This window comes from Pseudomonas lutea (genome assembly GCF_000759445.1).
GTDB classification, from domain to species: Bacteria; Pseudomonadota; Gammaproteobacteria; order Pseudomonadales; family Pseudomonadaceae; genus Aquipseudomonas; species Aquipseudomonas lutea.
Genome location: NZ_JRMB01000002.1, coordinates 615,135 through 632,413 on the forward strand (window position 1 = coordinate 615,135; position 17,279 = coordinate 632,413).

Below are 17,279 nucleotides of genomic sequence, written 5' to 3' on the forward strand. Positions count from 1 at the left end.
GACTACCAGCCACCGGAGGCACCGCCCCCGCCAAAACCGCCACCACCCCCGCGCATGCCGCCCGAACTCGAGCCGCCGGAACCGCCGGAACCAAAGCCGCCAAAGCCGCCGCCACCTCCGGAACCGATGATGCCGCCGCGTCCGGAGCGAATACTGATGTAGCTGATGGCCACAAACAGCACCAAAAACAGCAGGGTCATCCGCCAGTCGGCGGGCTCTTCCTCAGTCGCTGCGGCATTACCGGTTGCGCCAACGGCGGGCTCGGCGAGCGGATCACCGCCCAGCACCTGAACCATGGCTTCGGCGCCTTTGCTGATGCCGCCGGCAAAATCACCGCGCTTGAACGCCGGCGTGATGACCTGATTGATGATCACCGAGGACTGCGCATCCGTCAGCCGGTCTTCCAGGCCATAACCCACTTCGATACGCACCTTGCGCTCGTCGCGAGCCACGACCAGAAAGGCACCATTGTCCTTGCCCTTCTGCCCGATGCCCCAGTGACGACCGAGCTGATAACCGTAGTCTTCAATGCTTGAGCCTTGAAGATCGGGCAGCGTAACCACCACAACCTGCTCGGTGGTCAGTTCTTCATGCGCGCGCAGCATCTGTTCCAGACGCTCTTTGCCTGGCGCGTCAATCATCCCGGCGGTGTCGACCACGCGTCCCGTCAACGGCGGAAAGGTGAGGTCGGCCTGCGCCCACTGCGCAAGCACACCCATCGACACCGCCAGTAAAGCGGCTATCAGGCCACGCCGCGCGCGCGCCATCAGAACTTCACTTGTGGCGCTTTGTCAGCGTCAGCGGCCGTGGCCTCAAAGTTCGGACGGACCGGCAGGTCGCTGTACATCACCGAATGCCACAGACGGCCCGGGAAGGTCCGGATCTCGGTGTTGTATTTTTCGACCGCAGCGATGAAGTCGCGACGAGCCACCGCGATGCGGTTTTCAGTGCCTTCAAGCTGCGATTGCAGGGCCAGGAAATTCTGGTTGGATTTCAGGTCCGGGTAGCGCTCGGAGACCACCATCAAACGGCTGAGCGCACCGGTCAACTGGCCCTGTGCGTCCTGGAACTGCTTGAGTTTGGCGGGATCGTTGAGTGTGCTGGCGTCCACTTGAATCGACGTCGCCTTGGCACGGGCTTCGATGACGGCGGTCAGAGTGTCCTGCTCCTGCTTGGCATAACCCTTCACCGTCTCTACCAGATTGGGAATCAGGTCGGCGCGACGTTGATATTGATTCTGCACCTGGGCCCAAGCGGATTTAACCTGCTCGTCATAGGTCGGGATGTTGTTGATCCCGCACCCTGACAACAAGGTGGTCAGCAGCACCATCAATGCCAGTGACAATTTGTAACGACTGCTCTGGCCGAAGCCCAAACGCTCTGTTTGCATGGCTTACGCGTTCCTTGTGTTCATCAATTGATATTCCTGTCAGTCAGGACTTTAGCCAAACCGGACGTTCCCCGGCATAATCCTGGCCCATCGCGTTGTCAGGGCTCTGGATTGCGGGGCCACAATCAGATAAAACTCGTTGCGCTACTGATGCTCATATGAGGCAGGAGTTCAGCGACGCCCCCGTCCTGACGACAATAAAAACCAAAGGTTCGACACCTAAACCAACGGCTGACCGGTATTACGCGCGAGTTGCCGGGCAACGCCTTGAGAAAACCATTCATGAATAAGCTGTGTTTACTGAGTCTCGTCATCGGCCTGGCCAGTCAGTCCGCCTGGGCCGAAAACGCTACCACCGGCGTCGGCGCTGCCTCCACCCTGCAAGCCAAGAATGCGTTCATTGCCAACCTGATGAAGCAGATGACCCTCGATGAAAAAATCGGTCAGCTGCGCCTCATCAGCATCGGCCCGGAGATGCCCAAGCCGGAAATTCTCAAGGAAATCACTGCCGGCCGCATCGGCGGCACGTTCAACTCGGTGGTGTTGCCTGACAACCGCGCCATGCAGGACGCCGCGGGCCACAGTCGCAACAAGATCCCGATGTTCTTCGCGTTCGACGTGGTACACGGCCAGCGCACCATATTCCCGATCAGCCTCGGCCTGGCTTCAACCTGGGACATGAATGCCATCACCCGCACCGGTCGGGTGTCGGCGATTGAAGCCGCGGCCGACGGCGTCGACATGACCTTCGCCCCGATGGTCGACATTACCCGGGACGCGCGCTGGGGTCGCAGCTCCGAAGGCTTCGGCGAGGACACTTATCTGGTGTCGCGCATCTCGGCCACGATGACCCGCGCCTTTCAAGGCACGAGCATGCAGGCACCCAACAGCATCATGGCGGTGGTCAAGCACTTCGCGCTGTACGGGGCGGTCGAGGGCGGTCGCGATTACAACACCGTCGACATGAGCCCGGTGCGCATGCAGCAGGATTACCTGCCGCCGTATCGCGCCTCCATTGACGCCGGCGCAGGCGGCGTGATGATTGCCCTCAACTCCATCAATGGCGTGCCGTCTACCTCCAACGCCTGGCTGTTGCAAGACGTCTTGCGCCGGGATTGGGGCTTCAAGGGCGTGACCGTCAGCGACCACGGCGCGATCAAGGAATTGATCGACCACGGCGTGGCCAAGGATTTCCGCGAGGCCGCCAAGCTGGCGATCAAGGCCGGCGTCGACCTGAGCATGAACGACAAGGCCTATGGCGAAGAATTGCCCGGGCTGGTGAAGAGCGGCGAAGTGTCGGAGAAGGAAGTCGACAATGCCGTGCGTGAGGTGCTCGGCGCGAAATGGGAAATGGGACTATTCGCCAATCCGTACCTGCGCATCGGCGCGGCAGTGGATGACCCGGTCGACCGCAACGCCGAAAACCGTTTGCACCGTGCTGAAGCCCGCGACGTGGCGCGCAAGAGCATCGTGCTGCTGAAAAACCAGAACGACACCCTGCCGCTGAAGAAGCAAGGCACCATCGCCGTGATCGGTCCGCTGGCCAAGAGCTCGATGGACATGCTGGGCAGTTGGTCCGGGGCCGGTCTGCCGCGCCAGACCGTCAACGCCTACGACGGCATTGCCGCGGCAGTGGGCGACAAGGCCAGGCTGATTTACGCGTTGGGCTCCAACGTCACCGACAACCAGCACGCCATCACCTACCTCAACAAGATGGATGATCAGATCGCCATCGATCCGCGTCCCGAACAGGACATGATTGATGAGGCGGTCAAGGCTGCTCGGCAGGCTGATGTCGTGGTTGCAGTGGTCGGCGAATCGCGCAACATGTCCCACGAAGCCGCCAGTCGCGTAGACCTGGTGATTCCGGGCCGTCAACGTGAGCTGATCCGCGCGCTCAAAGCCACCGGCAAGCCGCTGGTCCTGGTGCTGATGAACGGCCGCCCATTGGCGCTTGGCGAAGAAAACGAGCTGGCCGACGCCATGGTCGAAAGCTGGTTCCTCGGAACCGAGGGCGGTAATGCCCTGGCCGACGTGCTGTTCGGCGATTACAACCCGTCTGGCAAACTGCCAATGACCTTCCCGCGCTCCGTTGGCCAGGTGCCGGCGTACTACAACCACCTGAACACCGGTCGGCCGTATCGCCCGAATGATTCGAACTACACCTCCAACTACTTCGAGGAGCCGACCAGCCCGCTGTTTCCGTTTGGTTATGGCCTCAGCTACAGCCAGTTCAGCGTTTCGGACATCACCTTGTCGATCAACAAGATGACCCGCAAGGACAAGCTGACCGCCAGCGTCATGGTCAAGAACACCGGCAAAGTGGCCGGTGAAACCGTGGTTCAGTTGTACCTGCGCGATGTCGCGGCTTCCATCAGCCGCCCGGTCAAAGAACTGAAGAACTTCCAGAAGATCATGTTGAACCCCGGGGAAGAAAAATCCGTGAGCTTCACCCTGACCGAGGAAGACCTGAAGTTCTTCAACCCGTCGTTGAAGTACGCGGCCGAGGCCGGGGAGTTCAAGCTGATGATTGGCCTGGATTCCGAAGATGTGAAAGAGACGACGTTCAACCTGCTGTAAGGCGGGTACTGCCCACGGAAAACAGGTCACGCTCATGCCTCGCTCAGCTCGACTTGTTTTCCATGTGGCCCTGATCATTGCCGGTGCCGTCGCTGCGGCCACGCTGGCGATGCATCAGGCCGAACGCCATGCCCTTGAAGACGACGCGGCACGGTCTGCAGACCGCCTGGCGCTTTACGCCAACACCCTGCAAACACTCATTGAACGCTACCGAGCCCTGCCCGCCGTGCTGGCGCTTGACCCTCAATTGCGGTCAGCCCTGAGCGGTCCGGTCAGCACCGAGACTACCCAGGCGCTTAACCTCAAGCTGGAGCAGATCAACGGTGCGGCCCAGTCATCGACTCTGGAGCTGCTGGACCGTAATGGCCTAGCGGTCGGCGCCAGCAACTGGCGCTTGCCGAGCAGCTACGTGGGCCACAACTATGGCTTCCGCCCCTACTTCACGCAGACCCGCGCAACTGGGGTCGGGCGCTTTTACGCCGTTGGCGTCACCAGCGGCATCCCGGGCTACTTCCTGGCCAACGCCGTGCGCGATGAAGCCGGGCAGTTCATCGGGGCAATGGTGGTCAAGCTTGAGTTTCCGGACCTGGAACACACATGGGCGCAAAACGACGACCTGTTGCTGGTCAGTGACGCCAAAGGCATCGTCTTCATTGCCAACCAGCCAGAGTGGCGGTATCGGGCTCTGCAACCGCTCACCACGCAGGACAGGGCCGAGCTGGCCAGCACCCGCCAGTACGACAAGCAACCCCTGACGGCACTGCATCAGGAGCCGCTTCGCACGTTCAACGTGAACAGTCACCTGAGCCGCGTAGGCGCGCCAGACGAACAGGTTGATTACCTGTGGCAATCGCTGCCCTTGCCCACCGAGGGCTGGACATTGCACCTGCTGCGCAAACCCCAGCCCGCCGCAGAGGACGTGCGCAACGCTGCCCTCGCAGCGGCAGGCACCTGGCTGACGCTGGTGTTCCTCGGGCTGTTTTTGTATCAGCGCTGGCGCCTTGCACGGGTGCGTCAGCGCAGCCGTGAAGAGCTCGAACGCCTGGTCGAAGAGCGCACTCAGGATCTGCAAACCGCACAGGAGGGTCTGGTGCAGTCCACCAAACTGGCGGCACTGGGCCAGATGTCAGCCGCGCTCGCCCACGAAATCAATCAACCGTTGACCGCCCAGCGTATGCAGCTCGCGACATTGCGCCTGTTGCTGGAACACGGCCGGGTCGACGATGCCTACAAAGCGTTGAGCCTGCTTGACCAGCAGTTGAGCCGCATGGCGGCGCTTACCGGGCACCTGAAAACATTCGCCCGCAAAAGCCCAAGCGGTCTGCGTGAGCGCCTTGACCTGGCGACCGTGGTTGACCAGGCGCTGCTGTTGCTCGACGCCAGAATCAAAAGCGAGCGCGTCAGTTGCGTGCTTGACCTGACGCGTCCCGCATGGGTGCGCGGCGACGCCATCCGGCTTGAACAGGTGCTCATCAACCTGCTGCGCAATGCGCTGGACGCGATGCAGGACAAACCGCTCAAGCGCCTCGAAATTCGGATCGACGAGCAGCCCGAGCACTGGCGAATCGCGGTTATCGACAGTGGCGGCGGCATTGCCGACGAACATCTGGCCAGCGTATTCGATCCTTTTTTCACCACCAAACCGGTGGGCGATGGACTGGGGCTGGGGCTCGCGGTCTCGTTCGCCATCGTGCATGAGCTGGGCGGCCGCCTCAGCGCCGAAAATGTCAGCGCTGGCGCACGGTTTTTCTTTTGCCTCGGCAAGGCTCAGGAGGCTTAAAGGCATGCTCAATTCGGTGATCGTGGTAGACGACGAGGCGCCCATCCGGGAAGCCGTGGAGCAATGGCTGACATTGTCCGGCTTTACCGTGCAGGTGTTCAGTCGCGCCGAGGCATGTCTGGCGCAGCTGCCCGATGCCTTCCCCGGCGTGATTCTGAGCGATGTGCGCATGCCTGGCATGGACGGTCTCCAGTTGCTCGCAGAGTTGCAGGCGAAGGACCGCGACTTGCCAGTGATCCTGCTGACCGGTCACGGGGATGTGCCGATGGCCGTGGACGCGATGCGCGACGGAGCGTATGACTTTCTGGAGAAGCCGTTCACCCCGGAACGACTGCTTGGCAGCCTGCGCAGGGCGCTGGAGAAACGCGCGCTGGTGCTGGATAACCGCACGCTGCACGAACAGGCTGACCACCGCTCGCGCCTGGACGCGACGCTGTTGGGCATGTCGCCGACGATGCAGACGCTGCGCCGACAGGTGCTGGATTTATCGCCATTGCCGGTGAACGTGTTGATTCGTGGCGAGACGGGTAGCGGCAAGGAGATGGTTGCGCGGTGTCTGCATGATTTCGGTTCCAGGGCTGACAAGCCTTTCGTCGCGGTCAATTGCGCGGCGATTCCCGAACCGCTGTTTGAGGCCGAGCTGTTCGGCCACGAGAGCGGCGCGTTCACCGGCGCCCAGGGTAAGCGCGTCGGCAAGCTGGAATTCGCCCACGGCGGCACAGTGTTTCTCGACGAGATTGAAAGCATGCCGCTGGCTCAGCAGGTCAAGTTACTGCGGGTGATTCAGGAACGACGTATCGAGCGGCTGGGCTCGAATCAGAGCATTGAGATCGACGTGCGCATCATTGCTGCGACCAAACCCGATCTGCTGGATGAAGCGCGAGCCGGTCGCTTTCGTGAAGATTTGGCCTACCGATTGAACATTGCCGAATTGCGCCTGCCGCCGCTGCGCGACAGGCGCGAGGACATTCCGATGCTGTTTAGCCATTTTTCCAGGCAGGCAGCCCAACGCCTGGCTCGCAGCGCGCCGGCTCTGAGCGGAGCGCAATTAAGCCATCTCCTCAGCCATGACTGGCCGGGCAATGTCCGAGAGCTTGCCAATGCCGCCGAGCGTCAGGTTCTGGGGCTGGACAACCCGGCCGCTGAAGCCCTGGCGGGTGGCCAGTCGCTGGTGGCGCAGCAAGAGGCGTTCGAAGCGCACTGCATCCGCTCAGCATTGCAACGGCATCGGGGCGACATCAAGGCAGTGATGAACGAGCTGCAGGTGCCACGGCGAACGCTGAATGAAAAGATGCAGCGGCACGGGCTGGTACGCGAGGATTTCCTGGCGGAAGGCAATTCACCGCGCTGAACCGACCTCGGTGAACGCGGCTTTCGCCCACAAACCGGCGCACGAGCGCGCTGCCCGTGAAGAGTTCGGTGTGTGTCATGAGATTTCGTCCGCACACGAACCGGTGTAGGAGCGCGCTTGCCCGCGAAGAGGTCGGTGTGTGCCAGGAGATTTCGTGGTCTGCCCACTGTGTAGGAGCGCGCTTGCCCGCGAAGAGGTTGGTGTGTGCCAGGAGATTTCGTCCGCCCACGAACCGGTGTAGGAGCGAGCTTGCCCGCGAAGAGGTTGGTACATCCGGCACATGATGGTCGTCCATGCCTACGTCTTCGCGGGCAAGCGCGCTCCTACAGTTGATCCGCGTTACGTCAGTTGCTCTGTGGTGTGCCTACCGGCGTGGCTGTCTGCCCATTAACCGGCGTGAGAGCGCTTGCCCGCGAAAAGGTTGGTCAGTGCCATGAGATTTCGTGGTCTGCCCACTGACCAGTGTAGGAGCGCGCTTGCCCGCGAAGAGGTCGGTACATCCGAAACATGATGGTCGTTCATGCCTACGTCTTCGCGGGCAAGCGCGCTCCTACAGTTGAACTGCGTTACGTCAGTTGCTCTGTGGTGTGCTTACCGGCGTGGCTGCCTGCCATTAACCGGCGTAAGAGCGCTTGCCCGCGAAAAGGTTGGTCAGTGCCAGGAGATTTCGTGGTCTGCCCACTGACCGGTGTAGGAGCGCGCTTGCCCGCGAAGAGGTTGGTACATCCGGCACATGATGGTCGTCCATGCCTACGTCTTCGCGGGCAAGCGCGCTCCTACAGTTGATCCGCGTTACGTCAGTTGCTCTGTGGTGTGCCTACCGGCGTGGCTGTCTGCCCATTAACCGGCGTAAGAGCGCTTGCCCGCGAAAAGGTTGGTCAGTGCCATGAGATTTCATGGTCTGCCCACTGACCGGTGTAGGAGCGCGCTTGCCCGCGAAGAGGTTGGTGTGTGCCAGGAGATTTCGTGGTCTGCCCACTGACCGGTGTAGGAGCGCGCTTGCCCGCGAAGAGGTCGGTACATCCGACACATGATGGTCGCCCATGCCTACGTCTTCGCGGGCAAGCGCGCTCCTACCGTTGATCTGCGTGACTTCAGTTGCTCGGTGGCGCGATAGCCGGTCTGATAGCGATACGTTGATCTGCGGTACGTCAGTTGCTTTGTGGCGATAACCGAAGTGTTGAGGGTTCCAGGGTGGCCAATGAGCGGATTTTCGCTCAGGTTATTTTCTGAATCAGCGGATTTCCGCTCACCTGCGTCAGCCTGATCGCTCTATATCGGGGCTTTCAGCCTTTGGCACAGCTCCTGCTATCCATGTTGTCAGACCGCCTAGACGCGATCCCTCTAACAACAATGATCTGCAGGAAAACCAATGGCCATCCCCAATTCTGCTTCCCCCGGAGCGGCTGCCACCACAGTCGCAGAAAAAACCACCGGAAATCGCCTGAAATCCATTTTCAGCGGATCCGTCGGCAACATGGTCGAGTGGTACGACTGGTACGTCTACGCCGCTTTCTCTCTCTACTTCGCCAAAGTCTTCTTCCCCAAGGGCGACACCACTGCCCAACTGCTCAACACCGCCGCGATCTTCGCTGTGGGCTTTCTCATGCGGCCTATCGGCGGCTGGCTCATGGGCCTTTATGCTGACCGCAAAGGCCGCAAGGCTGCATTGATGGCGTCGGTCCTGCTGATGTGTTTTGGTTCGCTGATCATCGCCCTCACGCCCGGGTATGAAACCATCGGCGTCGGCGCCCCGATCATGCTGGTGTTCGCCCGCTTGCTGCAGGGCCTGTCGGTGGGTGGCGAATACGGCACCTCGGCAACCTACCTCAGCGAAATGGCGACCAAAGAGCGTCGTGGCTTTTTCTCGAGCTTCCAGTACGTCACGCTGATCTCGGGTCAGCTCATCGCACTCGCGGTATTGATCGTGCTGCAACAAACGCTGACGACCGAACAGCTGCACGCGTGGGGCTGGCGCATCCCGTTCGGCATTGGCGCCCTGTGCGCGGTGGTGGCGCTGTTTCTGCGTCGCGGCATGGAAGAGACCGAGTCGTTCACCCGCAAGAAGGACAAGCCCAAAGAGAGCCTGATGCGCACATTGATGCGCCATCCCAAGGAGCTGATGACTGTGGTCGGGCTGACCATGGGCGGAACGCTGGCCTTCTACACGTACACCACGTACATGCAGAAGTACCTGGTGAACACGGTGGGCATGAGCATCACCGATTCGACCACCATCTCCGCCGCCACGCTGTTCCTGTTCATGCTTTTGCAGCCTGTTATCGGCGCGCTGTCTGACAAGATCGGCCGTCGGCCGATCCTGATCGCGTTCGGCGTTTTGGGGACCTTGTGTACCGTACCGATTCTCACCACGCTGCACACCATTCAAAGCTGGTGGGGTGCGTTCTTCCTGATCATGGCTGCGCTGATCATCGTCAGCGGCTACACGTCGATCAACGCGGTGGTCAAGGCGGAACTGTTCCCGACCGAAATCCGTGCGCTGGGCGTGGGCTTGCCGTATGCGTTGACGGTATCGATCTTCGGCGGCACCGCTGAATACATCGCGCTGTGGTTCAAAAGCATCGGCATGGAGACCGGGTACTACTGGTACGTCACGGCCTGCATCGCGGTGTCGCTGCTGGTCTATGTCTTCATGAAAGACACTCGCAAGCATTCGCGGATCGAAACTGACTGACCCGGGCGATGCTGACGCTCATCGATTGAGCGCCGTTTGACGACGCAAAACAGGGGCGGCCACGCAAGTGAGCCGCCCTTTTTACGCTTGCAGACAGGACTAAGTGCATGAATGAAGGCCGCTTTTCGCAGTATCAATTTCAGCGATGATCGCTACCAACGCGATTGACTTCTTAATAGTTTTAAGCCGAGTAAAGTTCACTCCATACCGAGTTACCCAAACATTGAATCGATCTGGAGCAACTACCATGAAAACCAACAAACTGATCTTCGGCCTTGCATTCTCTCTTCTCGCCAGCAGCGCCTTTGCACTTCCTGCTGTCGAGGCACATCACAGCGTTAGTGCAGCGGTAGTTGCAGAGAACGGTTCTTCCCATACCAATATTGGCCGCGTCGCTGCTGACGGTGCTGACCACGTAGGCGCCAACCACCTCGCGGCTGACGGTGCCGACCACGTAGGTGCCAATCGCCTCGCGGCTGACGGTGCTGACCACGTAGGTGCCAACCGCCTCGCTGCCGATGGTGCTGACCACGTAGGTGCCAACCGCCTCGCTGCCGATGGTGCTGACCACGTAGGTGCCAATCGCCTCGCTGCCGATGGTGCTGACCACGTAGGCGCCAATCGCCTCGCTGCTGACGGTGCTGATCACGTAGGTGCAAATCGCCTCGCTGCTGACGGTGCGGACCATGTTGGTGCAAATCGCCTGAGCTGATTCATTCCCTTGAAGTCTCCTCCGCCCGGTCTTGCGCCGGGCTTGATTTTCTAGCTATTTATGATGCAAACCCCCGGCTGATATGGCCTGCCGTCCAGCTTCTCGGTTTGGATGAAATGGCAGACAGCGAGTCTCAGCCCTCGCTGCGCAGATGCCAGTCACACAACCCATCCCCGCGCTAGCAAATCATCAATAACTCGTCAACCACAAAAACCCCACGACACAGCGAAAAATGCGCCATTCCCGAGCAATCTTCTCCGCAGCGCCTTAAAAACGGGCGTTCCAGCCAACTATCATTTTTGACGATGGTCGTTAGCAACAGCGTTAACTTCAACTTAATCCCTGCGCGCGTAAGATTGGCTCCATTCCCAAGTTAAAACTTATTGAAACTTACTGGAGCAACTCACCATGAAAACTTCAAATATTATTTTCGGCCTAAGTTTGTCGATCCTGGCATCGAGCGCATTCGCTCTGCCGGTATCGGAGCAACACTCAGCATTCAATGGCACTGTTGTGGCTGAAGGCGGTTCTTCCCACACCAATGCGTCGCACACCGGTTCTTACCGTCAGGCGTCAGACGGCTCCGATCATGTTGGTGCCAATCGTCTTGCCGCTGACGGCGCTGATCACGTAGGCGCTAACCGCCAGGCTGCCGATGGTGCTGACCATGTCGGCGCCAACCGCCTGGCCGCTGACGGTGCCGATCATGTTGGCGCCAACCGCGTCAGCTAAGCCAGTCCAGCTTCATGCTCTGCCGCTGTATGCATAACCGCTTCATGTTCGCCTCCCGAACTCCCTTTGTAGCCCGACAATTGTCGGGCTTTTTTTTGCCTGGCATTCGGCCGCCGCTGGAATCCTTTGGCAACGCCCTGCACTATGACGGCCGTCATTCTCAAACGCGCGCCGCAGCAACGTGCGCCAGCACCCAGTCAGGAACACACCATGTCAGACGATATTCATTTCTACGAACCGTCCAAAGGCCATGGCTTGCCCCATGACCCCTTCAACGCAATTGTGGGCCCACGCCCGATCGGCTGGATCTCGTCCCAGGACGCACAGGGCAAGTTGAACCTGGCCCCCTACAGCTTTTTCAACGCCTTCAACTACGTGCCTCCGATCATCGGCTTTTGCAGCATCGGCCGAAAGGACAGCCTCAACAACGTCGAACAGACCGGCGAGTTCGTGTGGAACCTGGCGACGCGCGGCCTAGCCGAGCAAATGAACATGAGCTGCGCCGCGGTGCCTGCGGACGTGAATGAATTTGAGCTGGCCAACCTGACGGCAGAACCCTCGCGCATCGTTTCGGTGCCGAGGGTTAAAGAGACGCCTGTGGCGTTCGAGTGCAAAGTAACGCAGATCATCCAGCTGCAGCGCGCCGACAAAGAGAACGTGCCGAGCTGGCTGATCATGGGTGAAGTGGTGGCTGTGCACATTGCCAAGCGGTTGCTGAAGGAAGGGATCTACGACACGGCTGCGGGCGAGCCGATCCTGCGCGGCGGCGGCCCGGGCGACTACTTTCAGGTGACGCCTGAGTCGCTGTTCACGATGTACCGGCCAAAAGCCTGATTAGCTCGGGGCGAACACCAGCTCACCCTCATCGGTGACATCGGCAAGTCGCTCCAGCTCCTGCACCGCGGCTTCGTCAGCGGCGAGCGCGGTGACAAATTTCTGATCGGTCAGCACCTGGTGGAAGCTCGGGGCGCCGCCATTGAATCGCGCTTTGACGGCGATCGCTGCGCTGTAGCCGTCTTCACCGGGAACTGCGGCCGATACCGCCTCGTGATGCTGGAATTCTTTGCGTGCCATAGTCCGAACGCCCTGCCTGAAAAGGAAAGGCAGGATTCTAAACGGACGGGGACGAGCCCTTGCAAGACTTTCTGCGCAGTGTCGGCGCCAGGCTCAGCGTCCGAACCTCTCATCCTGCCAGGCGAACTTCTTCTGCACGATAGCCGGTGCGGGCCTGAGCCGCCGTCACCGTCGCGAAGGTCTGGAAGTCCAGGCTTGCGACCAGCCGTTCTGTCACCAGTTCGGAAAACAGATTCAGTTCAGGCGCAGCGAACCAGTCATTCATCGCAGAAGGATCAGCCCACGAACCGGTAATAACCCAGACATCATCGTCCGTCAGGGAACGCTGCAGCGCAAAGTGCAGACAACCCTGTGCAGCACTGCACGAGTCGATAAGGCTGCTTAATCGCACCCCCACTTTCTCACTGTGGCCGGCGCCGGCGCGAATGGCGACCCGGTGGCTAACGATTGAAGTGTCAAGCATGGTCTGCGCTCCTTCTCTCTGTGTCCGTGCCGCGATCCAGGAAACATCCTGCGGCGGGGAAGTGAAGGTTAGTGTCTGGCGGAGTTTTCCCGGTAGCCGATTACTGCGGGGTTATTGCCCGATTCTGCGCTGGGGTGCTCATCGTCAGATGTCGGTTCGGGATCAACCCGTGCCTCAGGGTTGGACTTTCGAGCAAGCTTGCCGAGCAAACACGGTCGGCCGCGCTGCGTGAAACCGTGCGTTAACAGAATCAGGCAATCATCTGGCAGGATTCGCCTACCGCTTGCGCTTGCCCAAAAATAAGCTGTGCTGCATCAGACGCCTGTTAGAGGATTTACCCATGCCGCCATCCGCTGTTGCGCCCTTTGCTCCGGATGCTCCGGATGCTCCGCGTATCGAGGAGTTGAGCGCCCAGATGACGCAACAGCGCGCCGAGCTGGCAGAGCTGATTCGCCGTCATGCGCCAACCGATGGCAGTTTCCAGACGGTGATCAAGCCGCTGTTCATGGTTCGCCATGATCGCCCGTCGCAATCGGTGCCCGGCTTGGTCCAACCGGCGCTGTGCATCATGGCCCAGGGACGCAAGGACGTGATGCTCGGCGGCGAGTTGTACACCTACGACCCTCTCAATTACCTCGTGCTGTCGGTCGCGTTGCCAATCAGCGGCAAGGTCATCTATGCAACGCCCGAAGAGCCACACCTGGCGCTGCGCCTGGAAATCGATCCCGCTGAAATCAATGCGTTGATCGCAGAGGCCGGTCCGATGAGCGTGCCGACCGGCCACAGCGGGCGAGGCATGTACGTCGAGCGGATCGACACGCAGTTGCTCGACGCAGTGATTCGACTTATCCGCCTGCTGGATACGCCGAAGGACATTGCCATGCTCGCGCCGCTGATCAACCGGGAGATCCTCTACCGTTTGCTGCGCGGGAGTGAGGGGCATCGGCTGTACGAAATCGCCATCTCAAACTGCCAGACCCACCGCGTCACGCAGGCGATCAAATGGCTCAACGACCATTTTCAGGAGCCCTTGCGCATTGAGGACCTGGCCAGAGAGGTAAACCTGAGCGTCTCGACCCTGCATCATCGTTTTAAAGCCGTGACGGCCATGAGCCCGTTGCAGTATCAAAAACAACTGCGGCTGCAGGAGGCGCGCCGGTTAATGCTTGCGGACGGGCTCGAAGCATCCGCCGCCGGTTACCGGGTGGGCTATGAAAGCGCCTCGCAATTCAGCCGCGAGTACAGCCGCCTGTTCGGCGCACCGCCGCTTCGGGACCTGGCACGCCTGCGCAATACCGTCTGATGCCGCAGTGAAGCGGACCGGGCGTTCGTCGCAAAGATGATGGCGCTGCAAGCGACTTCTTCCCGGCTGAAGCCGGTCCCACTGATGCACCCCGAACCGACCGTGGGACCATCTTCAGCCGGCCTCACTGATGCACCGCAAGCCGACTGTGGGACCGGCTTTAGCCGGGAAAGCGTCAGGTGCCACGCCGCTAGCGTGAAGTCGCCCAAGTGACCTCTTCCCGGCTGAAGCCCGTCCCACTGATGCACCCCGAACCGACCGTGGGACCATCTTCAGCCGGTCCCACTGATGCACCGCAAGCCGACTGTGGGACCGGCTTTAGCCGGGAAAGCGTCAGGTGCCGCGCCGCGAACGTGAAGTTGCCAAGTCGCCTCTTCCGTGTGGAGTGATTCACACCGTCCCCATCCGCGCCTCCATCCACGCGCGCTGATCAATTTCGATCAGCGTCGGTCCTTCGCGTCGGCCAGCGGCTTCCAGCGCCTCCACCAACTGCGCGCCCCCAACGACGGCCTCGGCCGCGCAGCCCAGGGCTTTCGCTACGCCGATGAAGTCCGGCGAGTAGATGTCTACACCCACCGGCTCAATGGCGCGTTTGACCATGTACCTTTTGATCTCTTCATAACCCTGGTTATTCCACAGCAGCACGATGATGGGCACGTGCGCTTCCACCGCGCTCACCAACTCGGACAGCGTGAACTGCAGGCCGCCATCACCGATCAGGCACACCACCGGATTGCGCTCACCGGCGTCGCGACTGCCCAGCCATGCCCCCATAGCGGCAGGCAACGCGTAACCCAGCGTTCCATAGCCCGTGGATGAGTTGAACCAGCGGCGAGGCTTGTCGAGGTCCAGTGTCAGGTTGCCGGTGTAGACGGGCTGGGTGGAGTCGCCAACGATCACGGCCTCCGGCAGCACTTCGAGGACCGTCTGCAAGAACAGCGTCTGCGCACGTGTTGCCTCGTCCCAGTCAGCATCCAGCCTGGCCCTCAGCGCAGCCACTCGTGCGGGCCCCCAATCTTCATTGCGTGGGGCGAGGACCTCACCGGACAACGCGATCACCAACGCCTCGGCGGCATATCGGGCGTCGGCCACCAGCGCGACCTCGGGCGCAAACTGGCGTACCGTCTGGTCCGGGTCGATGTCGATGCGCAACAACAGGCCCGGAATGTTGAAGTGTCCCTGAAAAGTGATGTCGTAATCGGTTTCCGCCAGTTCCGTCCCAATGGCCAGCACCACGTCGGCGCTCTCGATGACCTCACGCGTGGCGTCAAGTGACTGTGTCGAGCCCAGCAACAGCGGGTGTTTGCCTGGCAGCATGCCCTTGGCGTTGATCGTCAGTGCGACCGGAGCGGCGAGCCGTTCGGCCAGCCGCTTCAATGCCGGGGCGCTGTCGATGGCGCCACCGCCCGCCAAAATCAGCGGCCGTTGCGCATGGGCCAAGAGCTTCGCCATCTGCGTGATTGCGTTGGGGGCCGCTCCGGCGCGCGTGACCGAAACCGGCTGGCTGCGCAGCAGGCCGTCGGCATTCTCCACCAGTACGTCGAGCGGGATCTCGATGTGCACCGGACGCGGCCGCGCCGCCTGAAACACCGCGAAGGCCCGCGCCAGCACCGAGGGCAGCTCAGCGGCAGACATCAGCGTGTGGGAGAACGCCGCAACGCCTGCGACCAGTGCGCTCTGTGACGGCAGCTCATGCAGCTTGCCGCGCCCGCCTCCCAGCTGATTGCGCGACTGGACACTGGAGATGACCAGCATCGGAATCGAGTCCGCATACGCCTGCCCCATCGCCGTGATGATATTGGTCATGCCGGGGCCGGTGATGATGAAGCACACGCCAGGCTGTCCGCGCGTTCGCGCGTAACCATCGGCCATGAAACCCGCGCCCTGCTCGTGGCGCGGGGTGATGTGGGTGATCGACGAACCGGCCAGACCGCGATACAGCTCAACCGTGTGTACGCCCGGGATACCAAAGACGCGTTCGACGCCGTAACCCTCCAGCAACTTGACCAGCACTTCCCCGCACGTCGCCATGTGTTCGCCTTTGCTCTTGTCTATTGGCACGCGGCCGCGCCCGGATTAATCCCGTGTTGAAGCAAGGGTCATTGGAACCGGGGGTGGTATCGACCACAACGCAAAAAATGTCATGCTTAGCCATGTTCCTGGCTCATGGCTCGCTTGCCGATGAAACGTCTCCCGCCCCTGCCCGCGCTGCATACGTTCCTGATCACGGCCAAGTGCTGCAATTTCACGCGGGCCGCCGAGGCACTGCACCTCACCCAGGGCGCCGTCAGCCGCCAGATCTCGGGGCTGGAAAGTCATCTTGGCTATCGATTGTTCATTCGTCAGGCCCGAGGTTTGTCCCTCACCCCACAAGGCCGCGAACTGCTGCCACGCATTGAACAGGTGTTCGGTCTGATCGAAGAAGCCGTGACTGAGGTGGACGCCAGACCCAGAGCGCTGCAGATCAAGGCCCCGACCTGCATCAGTCGCTGGTTGTTGCCCCGGCTGATGCACTGGCAGAAGGAACGGCCCGACGCACCGGTGCAGTTGACCACCACCAGCGCCCATGGCGTGGACTTTCAACGTGAGGACTTTGACGCGGCGGTGATATATGGCGCGCATCCGGGTGAGTCGGTGCATGCGCAGCACCTGTTTGACGAACAGCTCACGCCAGTCTGTTCGCCGTCAATGGCAGCCGGGGAGCCGCGCTGGCACCTCGATGATCTGCAGAAGCGCATGATGTTGCACCCGACTCTCGATGAACGGGACTGGGCGCTCTGGCTCAAAGCCGCGGGTGCCAGGCCGAATGCTGTCATGCAAGGCCAGCACTTCGACACGATGGACCTGGCCATGACTGTTGCCTCACAGAGCGAGGGCGTTGCCATCGGTGACTGGTCGCTGATCGGCGAAGACCTCGATGCGGGGCGACTGATGATGCCCTTCGACTTGAAAGTCAGAACCGGCGCTGGGTATTACCTAGTGTCTCCCAAACGCACCGCTGTGCCTGGGGCGCTCACGAAATTGCTGGACTGGCTATCGGAGCAGGCTGCCGAGCGACGCAGGGGCTGAACGGCGCAACGCTGGCTCTTCCTCAACGCCCCGGCTGATAAAAACATTCAATCTCTACGGCCCCTTCCACTCGCCCAGACCGACCTACACTCACTGTGTCCGCTTTGAAAAGATGTCTTACCGGATTGAG

At 60.9% G+C, this 17,279-nt stretch carries 14 protein-coding genes; 9 read left to right on the forward strand and 5 right to left on the reverse strand.

The genetic code is table 11. The annotated features are described in order from the left end of the window. Window positions 1–2 precede the first annotated feature (2 nt). Window positions 3–767 carry a TPM domain-containing protein gene (locus LT42_RS14920; protein WP_037014440.1) on the reverse strand — a complete coding sequence of 255 codons (765 nt, stop codon included), beginning with the start codon at window positions 765–767 and terminating at the stop codon, window positions 3–5. After that, entirely contained in the window at window positions 767–1,390 is a 624-nt protein-coding gene (locus LT42_RS14925; RefSeq protein ID WP_037014443.1) for a LemA family protein, read from the reverse strand. The genes LT42_RS14920 and LT42_RS14925 overlap by 1 nt, the downstream gene beginning before the upstream one ends. 282 nt (window positions 1,391–1,672) lie before the next feature. Between LT42_RS14925 and bglX the strand changes: the two genes are divergently transcribed. The 7 genes from bglX to LT42_RS14955 all read left to right on the forward strand — a co-directional run bounded on the left by bglX (window position 1,673) and on the right by LT42_RS14955 (window position 12,074). Continuing rightward, the gene (bglX, locus tag LT42_RS14930) at window positions 1,673–3,970 is read left to right on the forward strand and encodes a beta-glucosidase BglX (RefSeq protein ID WP_037014446.1); all 2,298 of its coding nucleotides are present in this window, start codon (window positions 1,673–1,675) and stop codon (window positions 3,968–3,970) included. Between the two features lie 34 nt (window positions 3,971–4,004). Continuing rightward, entirely contained in the window at window positions 4,005–5,750 is a 1,746-nt protein-coding gene (locus LT42_RS14935) for a sensor histidine kinase (protein ID WP_037014449.1), read from the forward strand. 4 nt (window positions 5,751–5,754) lie between these two features. Next, a complete protein-coding gene (locus tag LT42_RS14940; RefSeq protein WP_037014452.1) occupies window positions 5,755–7,101 on the forward strand; it encodes a sigma-54-dependent transcriptional regulator in 1,347 nt (448 codons plus the stop codon). 1,372 nt (window positions 7,102–8,473) lie between these two features. After that, window positions 8,474–9,796: an MFS transporter gene (locus LT42_RS14945; protein ID WP_037014454.1), complete on the forward strand. Its 1,323-nt coding sequence runs from the start codon at window positions 8,474–8,476 to the stop codon at window positions 9,794–9,796. 247 nt (window positions 9,797–10,043) lie between these two features. Beyond that, complete coding sequence (locus LT42_RS26345; RefSeq protein ID WP_081955395.1) at window positions 10,044–10,508, forward strand: hypothetical protein; 465 nt, start codon at window positions 10,044–10,046, stop codon at window positions 10,506–10,508. 408 nt (window positions 10,509–10,916) lie between these two features. Next, entirely contained in the window at window positions 10,917–11,240 is a 324-nt protein-coding gene (locus LT42_RS26260) for a hypothetical protein (protein WP_081955396.1), read from the forward strand. A 210-nt stretch (window positions 11,241–11,450) separates the two neighbouring features. Continuing rightward, window positions 11,451–12,074, forward strand: coding sequence for a flavin reductase family protein (locus LT42_RS14955; protein WP_037017319.1), 624 nt, complete (start codon window positions 11,451–11,453; stop codon window positions 12,072–12,074). Here the strand turns inward: LT42_RS14955 and LT42_RS14960 are convergent, their stop codons facing one another. Both LT42_RS14960 and LT42_RS14965 read right to left on the reverse strand, forming a co-directional pair. Further along, window positions 12,075–12,314: a hypothetical protein gene (locus LT42_RS14960; RefSeq protein ID WP_037014460.1), complete on the reverse strand. Its 240-nt coding sequence runs from the start codon at window positions 12,312–12,314 to the stop codon at window positions 12,075–12,077. It lies immediately after the preceding gene. A 109-nt stretch (window positions 12,315–12,423) separates the two neighbouring features. Continuing rightward, window positions 12,424–12,777 carry an antibiotic biosynthesis monooxygenase family protein gene (locus tag LT42_RS14965; protein ID WP_037014463.1) on the reverse strand — a complete coding sequence of 118 codons (354 nt, stop codon included), beginning with the start codon at window positions 12,775–12,777 and terminating at the stop codon, window positions 12,424–12,426. Between the two features lie 415 nt (window positions 12,778–13,192). On the opposite strand from LT42_RS14965, the gene LT42_RS14970 reads away from it, so the two are divergent. After that, complete coding sequence (locus LT42_RS14970) at window positions 13,193–14,080, forward strand: AraC family transcriptional regulator (protein WP_052075350.1); 888 nt, start codon at window positions 13,193–13,195, stop codon at window positions 14,078–14,080. 390 nt (window positions 14,081–14,470) lie between these two features. On the opposite strand, the gene LT42_RS14975 is transcribed toward LT42_RS14970, so the two are convergent. Then, on the reverse strand, window positions 14,471–16,111 hold the full coding sequence (locus LT42_RS14975; RefSeq protein ID WP_037014465.1) for a 5-guanidino-2-oxopentanoate decarboxylase: 1,641 nt from the start codon (window positions 16,109–16,111) through the stop codon (window positions 14,471–14,473). A gap of 150 nt (window positions 16,112–16,261) precedes the next feature. Here LT42_RS14975 and LT42_RS14980 point away from each other — a divergent pair, with 150 nt between their 5' ends. Next, window positions 16,262–17,149, forward strand: coding sequence for a LysR substrate-binding domain-containing protein (locus LT42_RS14980; RefSeq protein ID WP_037014468.1), 888 nt, complete (start codon window positions 16,262–16,264; stop codon window positions 17,147–17,149). Window positions 17,150–17,279: the final 130 nt, after the last annotated feature.